Origin of the sequence: Buttiauxella sp. JUb87, assembly GCF_004361975.1 — a bacterium.
GTDB classification, from domain to species: domain Bacteria; phylum Pseudomonadota; class Gammaproteobacteria; order Enterobacterales; family Enterobacteriaceae; genus Buttiauxella; species Buttiauxella ferragutiae.
Map to the genome: position 1 here is coordinate 50,794 of NZ_SNVY01000010.1, position 18,821 is coordinate 69,614.

Annotated in this window: 16 protein-coding genes; 6 read left to right on the forward strand and 10 right to left on the reverse strand. The window is 49.2% G+C overall.

All coding sequences use genetic code 11. The features are described 5' to 3' along the window. Positions 1 to 95: 95 nt before the first annotated feature. The 3 genes from EC843_RS21465 (at position 96) to EC843_RS21475 (ending at position 3,308) form a co-directional block, all read left to right on the forward strand. On the forward strand, positions 96 to 410 hold the full coding sequence (locus EC843_RS21465) for a DUF485 domain-containing protein (protein WP_064515424.1): 315 nt from the start codon (positions 96 to 98) through the stop codon (positions 408 to 410). Beyond that, entirely contained in the window at positions 407 to 2,065 is a 1,659-nt protein-coding gene (gene actP, locus EC843_RS21470; RefSeq protein WP_064541152.1) for a cation/acetate symporter ActP, read from the forward strand. Before EC843_RS21465 ends, actP begins: the two co-directional genes overlap by 4 nt. Before the next feature lie 166 nt (positions 2,066 to 2,231). Beyond that, positions 2,232 to 3,308 carry a Fic family protein gene (locus EC843_RS21475; protein WP_064541155.1) on the forward strand — a complete coding sequence of 359 codons (1,077 nt, stop codon included), beginning with the start codon at positions 2,232 to 2,234 and terminating at the stop codon, positions 3,306 to 3,308. A gap of 240 nt (positions 3,309 to 3,548) precedes the next feature. Here the strand turns inward: EC843_RS21475 and EC843_RS21480 are convergent, their stop codons facing one another. Then, entirely contained in the window at positions 3,549 to 5,105 is a 1,557-nt protein-coding gene (locus tag EC843_RS21480) for a hypothetical protein (RefSeq protein ID WP_133523041.1), read from the reverse strand. An 86-nt stretch (positions 5,106 to 5,191) separates the two neighbouring features. Between EC843_RS21480 and EC843_RS21485 the strand changes: the two genes are divergently transcribed. Next, positions 5,192 to 6,484 carry a Gfo/Idh/MocA family oxidoreductase gene (locus tag EC843_RS21485; protein WP_064541160.1) on the forward strand — a complete coding sequence of 431 codons (1,293 nt, stop codon included), beginning with the start codon at positions 5,192 to 5,194 and terminating at the stop codon, positions 6,482 to 6,484. A 106-nt stretch (positions 6,485 to 6,590) separates the two neighbouring features. Here EC843_RS21485 and EC843_RS21490 read toward each other — a convergent pair whose 3' ends face one another. The 5 genes from EC843_RS21490 to EC843_RS21510 form a co-directional block, all read right to left on the reverse strand. Then, positions 6,591 to 8,729 (reverse strand): polysaccharide biosynthesis tyrosine autokinase, encoded by a 2,139-nt coding sequence (locus tag EC843_RS21490; protein ID WP_133523042.1) that lies wholly within the window; start codon positions 8,727 to 8,729, stop codon positions 6,591 to 6,593. Between the two features lie 19 nt (positions 8,730 to 8,748). Further along, positions 8,749 to 9,183, reverse strand: coding sequence for a low molecular weight protein-tyrosine-phosphatase (locus EC843_RS21495; RefSeq protein WP_064541166.1), 435 nt, complete (start codon positions 9,181 to 9,183; stop codon positions 8,749 to 8,751). Beyond that, positions 9,184 to 10,326 carry a polysaccharide export protein gene (locus EC843_RS21500; protein WP_064541169.1) on the reverse strand — a complete coding sequence of 381 codons (1,143 nt, stop codon included), beginning with the start codon at positions 10,324 to 10,326 and terminating at the stop codon, positions 9,184 to 9,186. 426 nt (positions 10,327 to 10,752) lie between these two features. Next, a complete protein-coding gene (locus EC843_RS21505) occupies positions 10,753 to 11,442 on the reverse strand; it encodes an LrgB family protein (RefSeq protein WP_064541172.1) in 690 nt (229 codons plus the stop codon). Continuing rightward, on the reverse strand, positions 11,435 to 11,860 hold the full coding sequence (locus EC843_RS21510) for a CidA/LrgA family protein (RefSeq protein WP_064541309.1): 426 nt from the start codon (positions 11,858 to 11,860) through the stop codon (positions 11,435 to 11,437). Before EC843_RS21510 ends, EC843_RS21505 begins: the two co-directional genes overlap by 8 nt. A 103-nt stretch (positions 11,861 to 11,963) precedes the next feature. Here EC843_RS21510 and EC843_RS21515 point away from each other — a divergent pair, with 103 nt between their 5' ends. Both EC843_RS21515 and EC843_RS21520 read left to right on the forward strand, forming a co-directional pair. Next, positions 11,964 to 12,845, forward strand: coding sequence for a LysR family transcriptional regulator (locus tag EC843_RS21515; RefSeq protein ID WP_064541175.1), 882 nt, complete (start codon positions 11,964 to 11,966; stop codon positions 12,843 to 12,845). Between the two features lie 190 nt (positions 12,846 to 13,035). Beyond that, complete coding sequence (locus tag EC843_RS21520; RefSeq protein WP_064541178.1) at positions 13,036 to 13,716, forward strand: YopT-type cysteine protease domain-containing protein; 681 nt, start codon at positions 13,036 to 13,038, stop codon at positions 13,714 to 13,716. A gap of 45 nt (positions 13,717 to 13,761) precedes the next feature. Here EC843_RS21520 and EC843_RS21525 read toward each other — a convergent pair whose 3' ends face one another. The 4 genes from EC843_RS21525 to soxR form a co-directional block, all read right to left on the reverse strand. Continuing rightward, positions 13,762 to 15,408: a Na+/H+ antiporter gene (locus tag EC843_RS21525; protein ID WP_064541181.1), complete on the reverse strand. Its 1,647-nt coding sequence runs from the start codon at positions 15,406 to 15,408 to the stop codon at positions 13,762 to 13,764. A gap of 259 nt (positions 15,409 to 15,667) precedes the next feature. After that, entirely contained in the window at positions 15,668 to 17,017 is a 1,350-nt protein-coding gene (locus tag EC843_RS21530; RefSeq protein ID WP_064541185.1) for an NCS2 family permease, read from the reverse strand. 379 nt (positions 17,018 to 17,396) lie between these two features. Continuing rightward, positions 17,397 to 18,059: a glutathione S-transferase gene (locus tag EC843_RS21535; protein ID WP_064541188.1), complete on the reverse strand. Its 663-nt coding sequence runs from the start codon at positions 18,057 to 18,059 to the stop codon at positions 17,397 to 17,399. Between the two features lie 297 nt (positions 18,060 to 18,356). Beyond that, complete coding sequence (soxR, locus tag EC843_RS21540; RefSeq protein WP_064541190.1) at positions 18,357 to 18,812, reverse strand: redox-sensitive transcriptional activator SoxR; 456 nt, start codon at positions 18,810 to 18,812, stop codon at positions 18,357 to 18,359. Positions 18,813 to 18,821 lie beyond the last annotated feature (9 nt).

Genomic DNA, 18,821 nt, shown 5'->3' on the forward strand with positions numbered 1-18,821 from the left:
CATGGTGAAATGCCCTCATCCCAACCTTCTCCCCCAGGAGAAGGAGCCAAAACAAAACAATAAAAAACCCAACCCCTACTCTGGAGAGATCTGTGATGAGTGATCAACTTTATCAACGGATAGAAGACAGTGCGCATTTCAGGGAGTTAGTCGCTAAACGGCAACGGTTTGCCACCATTTTGTCCATCATCATGCTGGTGATTTATATCAGCTTTATCCTGCTCATTGCCTTCGCGCCTGGCTGGCTGGGCACACCTTTGCACGCAGGCACCACCGTCACCCGCGGCATTCCGATTGGGGTTGGCGTGATTCTGATTTCATTCTTCCTCACGGGCGTTTATGTCTGGCGGGCGAACGGTGAATTTGACCGTCTGAATAACGCTGTGCTGCGCGAGGTGAAGGTATCATGAAACGTCTTCTCGGCCTTGCTGCCGCACCGCTGTTAAGCCTGCCAGCCTCTGCGTTTGCCGCTGATGCTATTACGGGGGCTGTGCAACGCCAGCCTACCAACTGGCAGGCAATTATCATGTTCGTGATTTTCGTCGCCTTTACGTTGGGTATTACTTATTGGGCGTCAAAACGCACCCGCACGCGTAGCGATTATTACACGGCGGGCGGCAATATTACGGGCTTCCAGAATGGCCTGGCGATTGCGGGTGACTATATGTCTGCCGCTTCGTTCCTCGGTATTTCGGCGCTAGTATTTACCTCCGGCTACGACGGCCTGATTTACTCCCTGGGCTTTTTGGTCGGCTGGCCAATTATCCTGTTCCTGATTGCAGAACGCCTGCGTAACCTCGGTAAATATACCTTTGCTGACGTGGCTTCCTATCGCCTGAAGCAGGGGCCAATCCGTATTCTGTCGGCCTGCGGTTCTCTGGTGGTCGTCGCGTTATACCTGATTGCCCAAATGGTCGGCGCGGGTAAACTTATCCAGTTGCTGTTTGGCCTGAACTACCATGTTGCGGTGGTGCTGGTTGGCGTGTTGATGGTGATGTACGTGTTGTTCGGCGGCATGCTGGCAACCACCTGGGTGCAAATCATCAAAGCGGTGTTGTTGCTGTTCGGCGCAAGTTTCATGGCCTTTATGGTGATGAAACACGTGGGCTTCAGCTTCAACAATCTGTTTGCCGAAGCCATTGCCGTGCACCCGAAAGGTGTGGCGATTATGAGTCCTGGTGGGCTGGTGAAAGACCCAATATCAGCGCTGTCGCTGGGATTAGGTTTAATGTTTGGTACCGCCGGTTTGCCACACATTTTGATGCGTTTCTTCACCGTGAGTGATGCCCGCGAAGCGCGTAAAAGCGTGCTGTTTGCCACCGGCTTTATGGGTTATTTCTACATCCTGACCTTTATCATCGGCTTTGGCGCCATCATGTTGGTGGGGGCAAACCCTGCCTTTAAAGATGCGGCTGGCGCATTGATTGGTGGTAACAACATGGCTGCGGTTCACCTGGCTAACGCCGTCGGTGGCAGCTTGTTCTTAGGCTTTATCTCGGCGGTTGCCTTCGCCACCATTCTTGCAGTGGTAGCAGGTTTAACGCTGGCAGGCGCGTCTGCGGTTTCGCATGACCTTTACGCTAACGTATTCCGTAAAGGTGCGTCTGAACGTGATGAGCTGAGAGTGTCGAAAATCACCGTTCTGGTGTTGGGCGTGGTGGCAATCTTGTTGGGGATTTTGTTCGAGAAACAAAACATCGCCTTCATGGTCGGACTTGCATTCTCGATTGCCGCGAGCTGTAACTTCCCCATTATTCTGCTGTCGATGTACTGGTCAAAACTGACCACGCGTGGCGCGATGATTGGCGGCTGGCTCGGCCTGATTACGGCGGTGCTGTTGATGATCCTCGGCCCAACCGTTTGGGTGCAGGTTTTGGGTCACGCAACGGCCATCTTCCCGTACGAATACCCGGCACTGTTCTCGATTCTGGTGGCGTTTGTGGGTATCTGGGTGTTCTCAGCCACTGATAACAGCCCGGAAGGCAATCTCGAACGTGAGAAATTCCGTGCTCAGTTCATCCGTTCCCAGACCGGGATTGGTATTGAACAAGGCCGTGCGCACTAATTAGCATTATCCTTTCCCGGCTCGTTTGAGCCGGGCTATGTTTATGGCATCGACACACTTTCGGAATATGTCGATGAAATCATATTTTTTAAACATATTGCCGTGATATGTTTATCGTATCGACATATCGCCGTGACATGTCGATAAAATAGGATTTTTTAAACATATGAATTGGACAGCGGATAAGCCTTACAATCAACTTCCTCTCTTGCCACCAGATATTGAAAATATCGAAACTCGGAATGTGCTTAAGGCCTGCATCAATGCCAGGGCAGCACTAGCTGAACTGAAAACCGCTGGAGAATTACTTCCTGATCAAGGATTGCTGATCAACCTGCTACCTATGCTGGAAGCAAAAGACTCCTCGCGCATTGAAAACATCGTGACGACCAGCGATCAACTTTTCCAGTTTGTTAACCGCGCTGAACACGCCGACCCGGCGACCAAAGAAGCGTTGCGCTACCGCACTGCGCTTTATGAAGGCGTTAACCACCTGATAACCCATCCGCTATGTGCCAATACAGCAGTAGAAATTTGTACGACGTTACGAGCGATTGATACCGATATACGCAAAACGCCTGGCACTGTGCTGCGTGACCAGCATATGAATATTGTCTATACCCCACCAGAAGGCGAGGCTGCAATACGCGATCTGCTGAGCAACTGGGAAAACTTCATTCACGCGCAGGATGAGCTAGACCCACTGGTTAAAATGGCTATTTTGCATTACCAGTTTGAATGCATTCACCCATTCCCGGACGGAAACGGGCGTACAAGCCGCATAGTGAATATCCTGTATTTAATCCAGAGCGGTTTATTATCATTGCCCATTCTCTACCTTTCTCGTTTCATTCTTGAGCGACGTAACGATTATTACTCCTTGCTGCGTAACGTAACTGCTGAGGGGAATTGGGAGCCATGGATTCTCTTTATTTTGGAGGCAGTCGAAAACACCGCTAACTGGACGACAAAGAAAATTGCCGTCGTTCGAGAGCTAATCGAAACAACAACAGCCTGGATTCGCGAAAAACTTCCAAAAATCTATTCATGGGAACTGGTACAAGTGTTATTTGCACAACCGTACTGCCGAATTGAAAACCTGGTCGATGGCGGAATAGCAAAGCGCCAAACGGCATCTGTCTATCTCAAACAACTAGTAGATATTGGCGTACTGGAAGAAGTCACGGCAGGGCGCGAGCGGTTGTATTTGAATACACGTTTGTTGCGAGAACTGAATGATTGAGTCTGCTCGATATCGGGGAATTAAGAATACTTCCCCATGTAAATAATCTCTTGCCGATCGACTTCGCATTTCCCCCCGCTCAATACAGCATTGCTCACAGTTTCCCGCCGCCTATACGTGATATGTGTCACAGAGAATTTCTCGATTTTGCGAGACAGATCGCGAGTTTTGCCATTGCTGGCTGACACTGCGTTTTGTCCATAGGTTCCCGCACGACAACCCTTCCCCGCCTACTTATGATTATCCCAACAAGCTCACAGCGAATCCGCGTAACCGTTCGGCATTGAGCAGTAATGAAACATAGTGCGGGCTGCCTGAGGGCGGCGAATCCGCCCAGAGTTCAAGCGTATCGGCAAAACGCAGTAACGTTTCGCGATGCTGAGCGGCGGTTTTCGCCACCAGAGCACTGCCGCCATAATGCTCACTGATTTGCATATCGCTGACCGCGAAGGCGACATGCGAAAAGAGTTGGCCGTACATATCGGCGTTGAGCCAGGCGGCATCGAGGCGCTCCAGCGTGTCGTTGTGGCAGGTGATGCGCAGTTCACGCAGTTGCTGTACGGCGGAGCTTGCAAGGAACTGGGCGCTCTGTTTTTCCAGTTCAATCAACTGGCGCTGTTCAGCACCGAGCGCCGGGTCATCGGTCGGGAAAAGTGGCTGAAACGCCTGCGCCCAGTTGGCGCTGCGAACATCGGTATGCAGCAGTTGTTGCGCCTGAGCATAACTTTCCGGGATTTGGCTTTGGTAGTGCATACGCCGCCCAAGCAGATTCGGCGTTTTGCATAGCCAGTCGTAGCTTGAGGTGTACAAATCGCTGAAACGCTGGCGATCACGCTTGCTGCGGAAAGCGAGTTTTTGATGCTCAATCCAGCTGTCGATAACCGAAGAAGGTGCGGTGTTATTCGCGGCACTCAGGCCGAAAAGATTGATGCCATTGGCGGAATCCATCGTCAGTCCGTCAGACAGCCACTGCCATGAAACGCGCGCGGTAATGGTTTCGATATTGTGGTCGGCGAGGCTGGTCGCCCAGCTCAGGCGTCCCTGGATTTCATCGGCCAGATAACACGGCAGAACAGTCCAGCCGTAGCCAATGCCCCAGAGATCGTATTCGATCCATTTTTTACGCCCGCTGAGCGCAACAATATTCGGATGGTTAGCAAAACCTGGATGGTAATCCAGTTCCGTGGCTTTAATCGAGGCGCGAACATCATCCGGCAGGCCAGATAACACGCGGGAAAGTTGCTGGCGTGGCCAACTGGTATCAATGAAATCGCGCAGGATGAGCTTTTTGCCCTGAGCGCGTAACAGACTCCAGACGTGATGCAGGCTTTGTTGCCAGCCGTCGGTCTGAAATTGTGGGGTGGTCAGGCTTAATATCACGCCGCTGAGATGCGGTAATAACGGCAATAAGCGGGTCAGGCTCGACGAATAAAACTGTTGCCAGAAATCGGGCGTGCTGCGCTCATCAAATGCAAACTCCGGGAATTTACGTCTGATGATGTCATCGGTCGGCGCGGCTTCGCCTTGCAGCCAGAAGCTGAGATTAAATTCCTGCAAATAAGCACTGACCTTTTTTAAATATTGCAGGGCGTTATTTTGCTGATGAATCAGATTTTCAACGTCGAAGCGGTGACTGAGGGGTGACGGTGTCGCCAGCAGCGAAAGCAGCTCCTGCTGATGAAGAATAATGCCGGTAAAACCATGAACTTTGGCGGCGTTGACACAGGAAACCAACCACGGCCAGTGCCAAATAAACGGGCTGTTTAACTCCATTAATTGATGCGGAACCAGTTTCATAAGCATTACCGGAAATAAAACCAGGCAGGAATTGTAGGGTGGATAAGCGAGAGCGTCATCTACCACTTATTTAAATTGAGGACATTATGAAAAAATATGCGTTGGTAGGAACGGGCGGTCGCGCCGGGTTGTATATCGAAGCGATCGGCGGTAAATGGAAAGACAATGCGCAACTGGTGGCATTTTGCGATACCAATCAGACGCGTATGAATTACGCTAATAAGCTTCTGACCAACACCGGTGCGGCACCCGCGTCAACCTGGAAAGCCGCAGATTTCGAAACCATGATCCGCGAGACACGCCCGGATATCGTCATTGTCACCACCATGGACCGTACGCATGATGATTACATCGTGCGCGCGCTGCACGCCGGTTGTGATGTGATTACCGAAAAACCGATGACCATTGATGAACAGCGTGCCCTGCGTATTCTGGATGCTATTGAGCAAACCGGCCGCGAAGTGCGCGTCGCTTTCAATTATCGTTATGCGCCGCACCACAGCAAAATCCGTGAGTTACTGATGGAAGAAACCATTGGCGAGGTGTTTTCAGTACATTTCGAATGGTTGCTCAACACGGAGCATGGCGCAGATTACTTCCGTCGCTGGCACCGTGAAAAACGTAACAGCGGCGGCCTGCTGGTGCATAAATCGACCCATCACTTTGACCTGATGAACTTCTGGCTGGGCAGTTATCCGGAACGGGTGTATGCGGAAGGCGGTTTGCGTTTTTATGGCAAAGAGAATGCCGAAAAGCGTGGTGTTTCGCAGTTTTATCCACGCGCAAATGGTTTTGCTGCCGCGAAAGATGACCCGTTTGCACTGCACATGGAAGAAAATGCGCAGCTCAAAGCGCTGTATCTGGATGCGGAGCACGAAGATAACTACTTCCGCGATCAGAGCGTATTCAGCGAGGGTATTAACATCGAAGATACGCTGTCAGTGATGGTGAAATACCAAAACCAGGTGCAGATGACTTATTCGCTGAATGCGTATTTGCCGTGGGAAGGGTTGAATGTGGTGTTCAACGGCAGCCGTGGGCGGCTGGAAATGAAACTGGTTGAGATGTCTTACGTCAACGCCGGTGGCGAGCGTGAAAATGAAGGCAGCCTGGAAAGCTGTGATATCACCGTGTTCCCGATGTTTGCCGCACCTTATAAAGCCGATTTCACTGTTGGTGCGGGTGGCCACGGCGGTGGCGATAATGCGATGCTGGCGGATTTGTTTGGCGAGCCGGGCCATGATCCACTGCAACGCGCCGCCGATCACCATGACGGAGCGATGTCGATTTTGACCGGGATTGCCGGGAATATTTCGATGCAGCAGCAACGACCAGTGGCGTTTAAAGAGTTTGAGTTGGTTTCACGGTTGAAACGCTAGTTTTTAACTTTTCTGCGGGGATGAGGGCGATGTATCAGATTGAAACACCCCTCACCCCAGCCCTCTCCCTGAGGGGGAGGGGTCGCCACGCTATCTTCTTCGCCCGCTAAACACTTTGGGAATAGTATGGATATTCGTATGTCGAAATGGCCCCTTTTTGCACTCCGTTAAACACCACGTAATCCAGTTCAACATGACATTTTTTAAAGCGGTTTATTGCCGTAACCAACTCTTTCACAGTGTTAATTTTATAGCGCAGAACAAGCAGTGACAGGCCAATATGTTGAGCCGCTATAGCCGCATCAGTGATGGACAATATCGGCGGTGTATCGACGATCACGTAGTCATATTCACGCTGCGCCCATTGCATTAACTGCGCAAAGTTATCGTGCATTAAAAGCTCGGAGGACAACACCGCTCCCGCTCCACGGGAGATAAAATCGAGGCCTGATTGAGTCGAAGGCTGGACCGCATCTTTAAACTCAATGTTATTCTGTAAAATCTCGCTCAGACCATATTGTTCTTTAAGTCCAAGCATTTCATGCAGATAGCCAAGCCGCATATCAGCATCAATGAGTAAAATGCGTTTCCCGGTATCCGCCATTACAGCGGCCAGGTTACCGCATATAAATGTTTTTCCAGCACCCGGTGTCGCACCAGAAATCAGGAAGCTATTTTTATCAGCCTGTTTAAGTGCGATAAAAATAGCCGTTCGCAAACTGCGCATTGCCTCAATAGCCAGGTCATCAGGATGTTCCCGGGCCAGCCAAAAATCTTTGCGTATAGGTTTGGTTTTAAATTTTCGGAAGGTTTGGCTTTGTGGCCGTTTACTCCACGGAACTGAGGCCAGAACCTCCACGCCATAATTTTCAATAGATTGAGTGTCTTCCAGAAGACGGCGGAATAGGGATGCAATTAAGCAATATCCGCTGGAAAAAATGAACCCGAGAAAAGCGCCTAATACCGCACTCACTCCTTTTAATTTGCCGACCGGCTTCGGGTCGCTAATAGCTTCATCAACTATCCTGATGTTCGCAACAGTACTGGCTTTTGCAATGCCGAACTCATGCTGCTTTGCCAGCAACTGCATATAAATTTCCTGCCCGGCTTCTACATCACGCTTAATGCTCAATATTTCCTGCTGTTTTTTTGGCATTGTCGAAATTGCCTGAGAGAGGGCGACTTTCTCTTCATTAATCAGCGCTTCCTTTTCCAGCAAGGCACGATAAATTGGGTGGCTTTTGGTGTACAGTTTCGAAAGCTCAGCCTTCGCCAGTTGTAATTCATTTTGCTGTGATTGAATGGTAACCGATGATTCCAGAACCGCTTTCGCTTCCAGAGGGAGATCAATAGATCCATTTTCTTGCTTAAAAACATTGAGTTGCTTGTCAGCCCGGTTAAGACTTTCCTGTGCGACGGGGAGTAATTTGTTCACGAAATCAAGGCTTTTGGATGCCTCCTCAGCCCGTTGCGTCATATTGTCTTCTCGGAAATTCAGGCTGATATTGTTGAGGATTTGCGTAATCTTTTGTTTATTGTCTCCAGTAAGTGAGACATGGATCAGCCCGCTCGTTTTATTCAATTCTTCAGCTGTCAGGCGTTTGAGTAAATCCTGTATCACCGTAAATTTTGAGTAGATGGTGAGAGTAAATTTAGTTCCTGCTGGCGCAGTGATGTTTGCCACATTAATGATAAAACCACTTTGATTTAGGGTTTGATTAACCTTTCCTAAAAAAATACCGTTCTCTCCCAGATTAAGCTGGTAGCTGTCGGGGGAAAGCACTGTCAGCTCCCAATCCATATCTTCACTTTCCGGCGGGACGCTGAACGTTGGGACAATAATGGTGGGAGGTTTTTTACTGGAAAATGCAGCCAGGAAATCGCCAATATAAGGGAGACGTTTCTCGCGAACGACAAGCTGTAAACCCATTTCCTCAATTGTCATACTGAGAACCCGTCGGGATTTGAGGATACCCATTTCTGTTGCCGAAGAAGGTTCGTCATTGCCCAGTGGGCTCATCAATTTACTGATAAGGTTATTGTTAGGGTTTTTATCTAATTGAATTAATACACTGGCAATATAGGTTGGCTGTTTCGTCGCCGTATATAAAAAAGTCAGCACAGCAAAAAGCACCGTAGTAATAATTATTTTATACTTATGAGAGAAAAGCATTAGTACAATCTGAATGAGATCAATTTCATCCACATTATCTCTATCAGAAGAATGTTCTTTATTCATTTTCATAGTTATTATTCAGTCCATTTTAAAATAGTAATGCTTTTTTCCATGCTGTTGTCGCATCCATCATCCTCTGAAAAGTCATTCGATAGAGTTCATGACTTTTCCTGTAAGGGTCAGGAATATCAGCTCTTCCATTCCAGTGAGTTAATAGATGGCATTTACCACTGAGTTGTGGGTATTGGTGATTAATAACTTCCGCTTGCTTCGTTTCCATCACCAAAATGAGATCATACTCAAGACCTTTTTCAGGAGTGAATCTCTTCGAACGATGGTCAGTAAGAACAATACCTTTTTCTTCCGCAAGCTCTATCATTACGCTATCTGCCAGCATTCCTTTACTGGCATTTAACCCCGCCGAATGGACAGTAATGCGCGGAAGTAATTGAGCCAATAGCCGTTCAGCAACCGGTGAACGGCAAAGATTTCCCGTACAAATGACCAGGATGGAGGTAATCATTTATTTACCCCAATTATGAATAAAGTTAGCAGACTCAGTAATTTCTTTGACTCCACTAATGGTTGGGATTAACTGACTAATGACGCGATTCCAACGTGCAATGGGTGCGCTAGTGACATAAACAATGTCGTAGGGTTCTAACTGAAAGCTGGTACCCATCACAAGAGCGCTGGCATCGGAGGCATCCAGTTGGTAAATATTGGCAATTTTATGGTCAGATTGATTATTGCTTTGGGCGCGAATGACGAAAATACCTGTCGCATCTGAAGTCATTTGATTAATGCCTTCTGCTCGTCCCAGCGCTTCTGTCAGCGTCATGCCGCTACTGTCCATTTTAAGCATGGTTTGTTTATTGACTTCACCCATCACAAAAACTTTCAGCTCGTCATTGCGTGGGACATAAAGAATATCTCCGGCGAGTAATAACCTGTTTTGCGTCAGGTCTCCTGATTTCAACAATGCTTTTAGAGAGATCATTTCTTTTTGACCTGCCCGGCTTAATACCGCGTGATTCCAGTCAGCAAACTCGGTTAACCCACCGGCGTTATTGAGTGCATCGATAATTGTCAGAGGAACATTGGTAATCGCTTGTTGCCCGGAATTTGTGACTTCACCGGTAATATAGGCTTTTTGAGATCGAAAATTGGCGACGCTAACATCAACCTGCGGGGATTCAATCCACGGTGCGAGTTTTTCCGTTAACGTTTGACGCACATCTTCTAATGTTTTTCCATCGACATGAATTTTCCCCGCATAGGGATAAAAAATCGTCCCATTAGCTTGTACCCAGTTCCCTGTGTCACTGGCGCTACGATATTGCCCGGCAGGGGTCGTTAATTCCGGATGATCCCAGACTGTCACCATCAGTATATCGCCCACACCAATCCGGTAATGGTATTGCTGAATGAGCTTCTCAAGTTCGGGGTTGGCCTGGGCAGTGATTTTTGGCGTCAGCAGCGAAGAGGTAAGCTTTGGCGATATCGGGTAAATATTCACCAATGAGTTGATATCTACCGCAGTGCCGTGCTCTTTAACCATGTTTTTACTGGAAACATCCAGATGAGTGCCAGGAATTATCGTGCAGCCACTCATGAGGGAAAGCAGTGAAAAAATCACTGGTTTAATTAATATTATTTTTTTCATTATATCCACAACAAAGGGAATAGGCATATGACTAACTAAACGACAAAACTTAAATGACATCTAATTACCTTAGATGCCATAAAAATATTCAGTCCGCACACTCATGAATAAACATTAAGACCTGCACTGTCAACATGCCATTTATTAATGATATATTAAACTTTATTAATAACCCGTGACAGTAGTGCCCGATTAATACTTCTGCAGAAGAAATTATTCCCTACGCGTCAGAAAAAAAATAAACAAGAGAATTATCTTTGCTGAGTTAATAGCCAAATAAAATAACGATAAGCAACATGATATTGCATTAGATTGAGAAAGAACTGATGGGGATAACGTTCATACCGCCCTCACCCCGACCCTCTCCCTGAGGGAGAGGGAGGAAAGAGGTAATGCCCTCTCCCTCAAGCAAAGTGGGGAAAGTGTTTAAAACATCAGCCAACCGACCAAAGGTGCGATCAACACCATCACTACGCCAGAAAACATCATCACCAGGCTTGCTACCACGCCTTCCTGCGGACCCAATTCGTAGGAGCGAGCGGTACCTGCGCCATGTGACGCTGCACCAAAACCAGCACCCTTTGCCATTCCTTCACGAATAGCAAGGCGCAAAAACAACACGTCTCCCACAGCCATACCAAATACGCCTGTCACCACCACAAATAACGCCACCAGTTCTGGTTGCCCGCCAAGCGGTTTGGCAGCGGCTAATGCAAAAGGCGTGGTAATCGAGCGCACAGCCAGGCTGCGCTGAATTTCGTCGGAAAGGGTAAATAAGCGTGCCAGCCAGACTGAACTAGTGACAGCCACCACCGTTGCGGTGATAACGCCGGCTGTGAGTGACATCCAGTGGCGTTTAATCACCCTGAGATTGTCATAAACCGGCACCGCAAAAGCGATGGTCGCCGGGCCAAGTAGCCACAATAGCCAGTGCGCTTCACCCATGTAATTTTGATAGGAGATGTGGCCAAAAATGAGCATCGCCACCAGCAGTAATGGCGTTAATACCAGCGGCATTAATGGCAACTTTCGGAAACGGCGATAGAGTTTTTTATTCGCAAAATAGAGCCCGAGCGTGATAACCAGACACAGCATGCTTAGCTGGAAATTATTCACCGCGTGCCTGCCTGCGGGCTTCTCGCGCCAGTTCAAAACGATAGACTTTATCCACCACCAGCGCGGTAGTACCGAGTACCAGCGTGGTGCTGATAGCAATCACCAGGAAAATGCGCCAGCCGTCGACCATTAGTAGTTCGGCGTAATTCACCACCGCGACCACGGCGGGGACGAAGAACAACAACATTTCGGCCAGCAACCAGCGAGAACCTGCCCGTACCCATTTCAGGGGCACCACGCGGAAAACTATTAATGCCAGCAGTAACAGCATTCCTACCAGGTTCGCAGGCAGCGGCAAATGCCACCATTCCACCAACTGTTGGGCAAAAATAAACAATCCCGCGTATAGCGCCACTTGTACTGGCACCTGAATACGGCGAAAAAAAACTGGCGTAAATTCACGTAACGCCACGGCCATGAGAGCCACACTCCAAAAAAAGATCAGGTGGCGATTATAGTTAGCCAACTCCATTGAAAGAAATGAATTAAAATCATCAGAGGTATAGTCAACGGGAATAGTTATGGACATCAGGACACTGCGTTATTTTGTTGAGGTGGTTCGCCAGCAAAGTTTTACCCGCGCTGCCCAGAAGATGTTCGTCACTCAGCCGACCATCAGTAAAATGCTGCGCAATCTCGAAGATGAACTGGGCTGCACGCTGCTGATTCGCGATGGCCGCAAGCTGTTACTCACCGACACCGGTGAGGTGGTTTATCAGCACGGCTTGGCAATTTTGGCGGAGTTTCGCCAGCTGGAAGCCGAACTGGGTGATATTAATCATCTCAATAAAGGTGTACTGCGCCTTGGTATTCCCCCGATGGTCGGCATGTTGATGGCAGGGCCAATTAGCCTGTACCGCCAGCGCTACCCTGGCGTCGAGCTGAAGATTTCCGAATTCGGGGGTTTGACGGTGCAACAGGCGGTGCTTAATGGCGAGCTGGATTTAGCCATGACCGCGCTACCCGTTGATGACGAACATACCTTTTCCACGCTGCCGTTGATCCAGAATCCGCTGTGCGTTCTGGTGCCACGATCTGGCCCGTGGACGACGCGCACCAGCATCGACCCTATTGAACTTGCCGCGCATCCGCTGCTTATCTACAACGAAGATTTCGCCCTGAGCCGCCAGCTCATTCAGCTGTTTCAGGAGCATGGATTTACGCCGCGTATCGCGGTGCGTAGCGGGCAATGGGATTTCCTTGCCGCGATGGTACAAGCGGGTGTTGGGATTGCGATTTTGCCAGAAACGATTTGCCAGAAGCTGGATAAAAACACCTTGATGTGGCTGCCGTTAAACAGCGATTTGACGTGGCAACTGGCGATGATTTGGCGTGAAGGGGTTTATATTTCGCAAAGTGCGCAGGCGTGGATTGCGTGTTGTAAGGAGTTTTGGCCGGTTTAGAACAGAGTAAATAGCATCAATTATTTACGGACATAAAATCCAATGTGGATTATATATCCGTAGTTATATTGTTACAAGAAAGCTCTGATATAGAGATTTTATTGATCCACCTTAAGAAATCGATATTTCAATTACGTAACATCGGCCAAAACACTGAATGACTACAATTCATCGTATAAAAGGAATTAACATGAGAAGTGCTTCCATACAACTGATCTCCCGGACTGGTGGAAAGTATAACCACTATAGTCAAAATGATTATATCGTGAAAAATAAATGGGGACATGCGGACCCCTCTAAAAGACAGGGAGCATGGATTGGCAATAATCATGACAGTAAAGGCTACGTGACTGAATATGGTGTAGAAGGCGGAGTTTGTCTGGGACTGGCGGGAACATACCTGATGGCGGGTAAAAACTGGGAGACATTCAAGCCGTATATCGCAGGCGAAAGGGGGAAAGGCTTAGTCCGTGGCATCGTGAATTACCAGGAGCAATTAAGCAAAATTGGCAACATGGCGGCGATGAAAACGGTACTTCATACTATTCTCAAGAATAATAATGTGAATTATATTAATGAGAATAGAGTCTCCCCAACAAATACTGCTGAAGAAATCAGCACTGGAATATTAAATAATATAGAGCAAGGGTTTGGTTATCATTTGTCTATTAAAAGAGCCGGGGGTGGACACTCATTAGCAATACGCCAGGAACAGGGCAAAATAAAATTGTTTGACCCTAATTATGGAGAGGTAACTTACCCTTATGAACAAGGGCGTTGTGAGGGAATGGCTACATTTCTGACGCATCTCTTTTCTCAATATTATAATAAGTACTTTCTTATCTCGATTGAGCGCTATGCCTTAAATTAACGCTCTTCATCCTCTCCCCCTGCTGAGGGAGAGGAACCGGGAAAATTATTGCTGCTCGACCAATAGCGCTTCGAGCAAATCAAGATCGTGTAGCAGCTTCATCAAAGTGTCGTTGCTGATTTTCTGCGTCGCGCGTAAATGATAAAGCTCGGCGCGTTCGGAACGTAACGCGGCCAGACGGAAGCGGCGCTCAAGGTTCTCTTCAAGCTCGCTACTTTCCATATCATTTCGCCCATCAGCACGGCGGCGCAAGTTCCCTATCACGCGTGAGCTCACCTCTTTGAGCAGCTGATCGTCAATGTTCTCGTTGACGTCAGATTGCAGGCGTTCTTCCATTTTCTCAATGGCGGTGATCGCCACTTCAGCCGTGGCGGCACGGGCAATACGCTCTTCCTGGCGCGCCATCGATTTGTCAGGGACTTCGACATTGCGCAGCAGAATCGGCAGCATGATCACCCCGACTAACAGCGAGAATAAAATCACCCCAGCCGACAAGAAAATAAGCTCATAACGTGCCGGGAATGGCGTGCCATTACCGAGTAACAGCGGGATGGAAAGCACACCAGCAAGCGTAATTGCCCCGCGTACACCGGCGAACGAAGCAATACACAGCTCGCGCGTGGAAAAGGAACCGAACTCCAGCGGGCGTTTTTTCATAAAGCGCAAGCTGAGGCGTTTCATGGTCCACAGCCACAAGAAACGTAAGCCGATGAGGGCAAAATAGATAAGCCCGATGTCAACAAATAGCATCCACAATTCGACGTTCGGATCGGCGTTTGCGGCAGCAATCGACGTTTTCATGATGTCTGGTAATTGCAGGCCCAGCAGCAAGAACACCATGCCGTTGAACACAAACTCGAGCATCGCCCAGACGCTATTGGCACGCAGGCGCATCGCCAGTGGAGCACTGCGCAACACACCAGAACGGGTGATCGTCATACCGGCGGCCACGGCGGCCAGGATGCCGGAAACGCCAATGTGTTCAGCAATCAGGTAAGAAGCAAACGGCAGCAGTAACAGCAGCAGGATTTGCGTGGCGGGTTCGTCACCGCTCCAGCGGCTCATCAGGCGCAGTGATTTTCCGTACAGCCAACTGACGGCAATCCCCGCCAGCAGGCCGCCAATCGCCACTTTGAAGAACTCGAAGGTCGCTCCGCCGACGCTAAAGACCATCGACCCAACCGCCACCGCGACGGCCATTTTTAACGATACCAGGCCGGATGCGTCGTTCATCAGCGCTTCGCCCTGCAATATCCCCATAATTTTCTTAGGAATGCGCCCTTCTCCGACGATACCGGAAAGCGCCACGGCATCGGTCGGTGAAAGCACCGCCGCCAGAGCAAATGCCGGAAGTAGCGGAATGCCTGGCACCAGGTAGTAAATCAGGAAGCCAATGCCGACCACAGTGACCAGCACCAGAACCAGCGCCAGGCCAATGATTTCCCTCCCGTGACGAAGAAATTCGTTGGTCGGTGTTTTCCAGCCATCGGCAAACAGCAATGGCGGAATAAACAGCACCAGAAAGAGTTCCGGATTGAAATCAACATGCAAACCGAAGTGAGGCCAGGCAAGCACGGCACCTATCGCAATTTGCATTAACGGAAGCGGGATCTGGAACGGCAGCATACGTGTAGCCACACCAGAGAGCGAAACCACAAGGGTCATGATGAGAATAGTAAAGAAGATTTCCATGCTTTCCTTAGTCGCAGTGTTTTGTAAAACCCTTTTTGCAGGATGTTGTTATACCCAATAGTAAAACAACTTTTTACACAGGAAGGAAACAGGAAAAGATTTGATTGGTTTTGGCAGGAGTATTCAGAGTTTTTGCTCTAAATAATTCGAGTTGCAGATAGGCGGCAAGAGAGCGAATCCCCAGGAGCTTACTAAAGTAAGTGACTGGGGTTCGCGAGTGCAGCCAACAACCCTGCAGCTTGAAGTATGACGAGTAAAATTAAATTGCCCAACCGCCGGCATAGAATGCGACTAAGGCGATTGCGATAGCCACGGTACCGATGTTCAGCTTGCGCCATTCACCAGAAACAACGCGGCCAATGACCAGCGATGCAAAGCCAATCATGATGCCGGTAACGATGTTACAGGTCAGCACGATGAATACCGCAGTGATCAGGCCAGCCATGGCATCAACGAAATCAGCGAAGTCGATTTTTGCCACGTTGCTCAGCATCAGCAGACCCACATACATCAGCGCCGGAGCGGTGGCGTAAGCAGGAACCAGATAAGAGAGCGGAGAAAGGAACAGAATCAGCAGGAACAGCACGCCGACGGTGATGGCTGTCAGACCGGTTTTACCGCCCGCCGCAGTACCTGCCGCAGACTCGATGTAAACGGCCGCTGGCGCTGCACCCACCAGGCCTGAGAACACGGAGCTCAGGGAGTCGGTAGTCAGTGCTTTACCGCCATCAATGATTTGACCGTCTTTATCCAGCAGATTTGCCTGGCCCGCGACAGCACGGATGGTGCCGGTTGCATCGAATACCGCCGTCATCACCAACGCCAGAACGCTCGGTAACACCACTGGATTCAGCGCGCCCATAATATCCAGGCTACCAATCAGTGAATTGCCCGCTTCATCTTTCAGCGATGGCATCGCGAAGATGCCAGAGAAATGCACGGTTGGATCGAAAATCAGGCCAAAAATAGAAATACCGATGATGGTCAGCAGAATGCCGCCAGGGACTTTCAGCTTTTCCAGACCGATGATGACCGCCAGGCCAATCAAAGACATGATGACCGGGAAGCTGGCGAAATGGCCCAGTGCAACGGGCAAGCCATCCAGCGGGTTTTTGATAACCAGGCCGACTCCGTTTGCTGCAATCAGCAGCAGGAACAAGCCGATACCAATACCCGTGCCATGCGCAACACCCATCGGTAAGTTACGCAAAATCCAGCTACGAATGCCGGTTGCAGAGATGATGGTGAACAGCACACCCATCAGGAAAACGGCACCCAGAGCAACAGGCACACTGATGTGTTGACCTAATACCAGGCTAAATGCGGTAAAGGCAGTCAGTGAAATAGCGCAACCAATGGCCAGCGGCAGGTTTGCCCACAGGCCCATCACCAAAGAGCCAACACCGGCGACCAGGCAAGTTGCCACAAAGACCGCCGCAGGAGGGAAACCTGCTTTACCGAGCATGCCCGGCACGACGATCACGGAGTACACCATCGCGAGGAAAGTGGTTAAACCCGCCACCACTTCCTGACGAACGGTACTGCCACGTGCAGATATTTTGAACCAGGCATCGAGACCGCCGGTTGCACGCGGAGAATGATTAGACATAGTGAAAAATCCCCTGAGATTTTTATGATTACGTTGGTATGCGTGGTTGGCAGACCGCTGCCAATTAAACGTTCAAATTCTTAAAGAATACGAATTGATCCCTGTGCTGCGTTTGCGACAAAAAAGGGGCGTCACAAAAAAAGCAAACGTTTAACTCCGCGCATACAAACTGAGCGTCAAAATTAAGGCAAACGATTATCCGGCCTTCTTACATGGATTTTCAACCGAACTTTGCCGCTTTTTGCGGAAAAAAGCGTTAGCAGGCGAAATTATCGCCACCTCATGCGCAAACGTTATCGTCAATGCGCAATTTAGCAACAATGATGCAAGATACTGGTTATATATTTTCCTGACTCATAGGATTTTTCGATAGAAGGAATTAAGGGATTTCGAACGGCCCACCTTGCTGAATTGCTCTCTGCCAGGCAGGGCGCATTTGCACTTTACTGTGCCAATTCTGGAGATTCGGTAAATCGTTGATGCCGCCGCGAGAGAGCAACGCGATAACCGGGAAACTCATCTGTATATCTGCCGCACTAAACGCCTGGCCTGCAAACCACGGATTTTTTTGTAGCGAATCTTCGAGATAACGCGCATGGGTCATAATCTGTTTATTCAGATAGGCCTTTTGCACACCTTGCCCCAGTAGATTACCAACCGGACGCAGTAACCACGGAACAGGCTCTTTTCCCAGGCTGCCGAAAACCAGTTTCATCATTAGCAATGGCATTAACGATCCTTCGGCGTAATGCAGCCAAAAGCGATAACGCAGTTTTTCCTGGCTGGAAATCGGTTTGAAGCGGCTTTCTAAATCGTAGGTTTCTTGCAGATATTCAATGATTGCCCCTGACTCGGCGAGAATATTGCCGTTATCTTCCACCACTGGCGACTTCCCTAACGGGTGCACAGATTTTAATGACTCAGGTGCCAGCATGGTCGGTTCGCGCTGATAGCGAACAATCTGGTACGGCACTTGCAGTTCTTCAAGCATCCATAAAATACGCTGCGAGCGGGAGTTATTGAGGTGATGGACGATAAGCATGAGTCAACCTTCTGTTTAACAAGATGAGTTAACTATAGGTAAATGAGCAAAAAGTGAAGTATTAGAACTGTACAAAAAAGATGCAAATCACCTTGAAACCTGGCCGAAGGGATCTACAATTAAGTTGTCAGCGCAATCCGGAACCTCCTGAGAATGTGTGATTGAGGGACGCTGATGTCGGGGGAAACCCTCCTTGCGAAAAGCGGGATAGATCGAAAGACAAAGACCGGGAACAAACTAAAGCGCCGAAGTTGGGCGCTTTAGTTTTGCCTGCCATTCCATCGCTTCACGCCAGTGTTAATCCTCAAGAAGACGCGCGCCCGTCCCCTGCTCACCGAGTTTATCGCCAGGATTGCGCAATGGACAATCGGCACCCGATAAACAGCCGCAACCGATGCAGCCATCCAGTTCATCCCGCAATGCGGTTAATGTATGAATGCGCCGCTCCAGCTCTTCACGCCATTGTGACGACATCTTTTTCCAGTCGTTTTTATTAATTTTATGCCCATCAGGCAGCACACCAAATTCTTCACCAATCGTCGCCAGTGGAATACCTATGCGCTGGGCAATCTTAATAATCGCCACGTTTCGCAGCACATCACGCGTGTAGCGCCGTTGGTTGCCGCTATTTCGTACGCTTTTGATTAACCCTTTGCTCTCATAGAAGTGCAACGCAGACACGGCGACGCCGCTACGCTTCGCCACTTCTCCCGGACTCAGTAATGATTTAAAGCGCGGTGATTTCTTTTCCATTTTGCTCTT

Excerpts from the sequence above, each read along its gene's own strand:
- EC843_RS21495 (WP_064541166.1), bottom strand. The coding sequence starts at position 9,183 with ATGATTACCTCCATCCTGGTCATTTGTACGGGAAATCTTTGCCGTTCA.
- EC843_RS21465 (WP_064515424.1), top strand. The coding sequence starts at position 96 with ATGAGTGATCAACTTTATCAACGGATAGAAGACAGTGCGCATTTCAGG.
- EC843_RS21515 (WP_064541175.1), top strand. The coding sequence starts at position 11,964 with ATGGACATCAGGACACTGCGTTATTTTGTTGAGGTGGTTCGCCAGCAA.
- soxR (WP_064541190.1), bottom strand. The coding sequence starts at position 18,812 with ATGGAAAAGAAATCACCGCGCTTTAAATCATTACTGAGTCCGGGAGAA.
- EC843_RS21530 (WP_064541185.1), bottom strand. The coding sequence starts at position 17,017 with ATGTCTAATCATTCTCCGCGTGCAACCGGCGGTCTCGATGCCTGGTTC.
- EC843_RS21520 (WP_064541178.1), top strand. The coding sequence starts at position 13,036 with ATGAGAAGTGCTTCCATACAACTGATCTCCCGGACTGGTGGAAAGTAT.
- EC843_RS21485 (WP_064541160.1), top strand. The coding sequence starts at position 5,192 with ATGAAAAAATATGCGTTGGTAGGAACGGGCGGTCGCGCCGGGTTGTAT.
- EC843_RS21525 (WP_064541181.1), bottom strand. The coding sequence starts at position 15,408 with ATGGAAATCTTCTTTACTATTCTCATCATGACCCTTGTGGTTTCGCTC.
- EC843_RS21535 (WP_064541188.1), bottom strand. The coding sequence starts at position 18,059 with ATGCTTATCGTCCATCACCTCAATAACTCCCGCTCGCAGCGTATTTTA.
- EC843_RS21480 (WP_133523041.1), bottom strand. The coding sequence starts at position 5,105 with ATGAAACTGGTTCCGCATCAATTAATGGAGTTAAACAGCCCGTTTATT.
- EC843_RS21490 (WP_133523042.1), bottom strand. The coding sequence starts at position 8,729 with ATGAAAATGAATAAAGAACATTCTTCTGATAGAGATAATGTGGATGAA.
- EC843_RS21500 (WP_064541169.1), bottom strand. The coding sequence starts at position 10,326 with ATGAAAAAAATAATATTAATTAAACCAGTGATTTTTTCACTGCTTTCC.
- EC843_RS21510 (WP_064541309.1), bottom strand. The coding sequence starts at position 11,860 with ATGGCCGTGGCGTTACGTGAATTTACGCCAGTTTTTTTTCGCCGTATT.
- actP (WP_064541152.1), top strand. The coding sequence starts at position 407 with ATGAAACGTCTTCTCGGCCTTGCTGCCGCACCGCTGTTAAGCCTGCCA.
- EC843_RS21475 (WP_064541155.1), top strand. The coding sequence starts at position 2,232 with ATGAATTGGACAGCGGATAAGCCTTACAATCAACTTCCTCTCTTGCCA.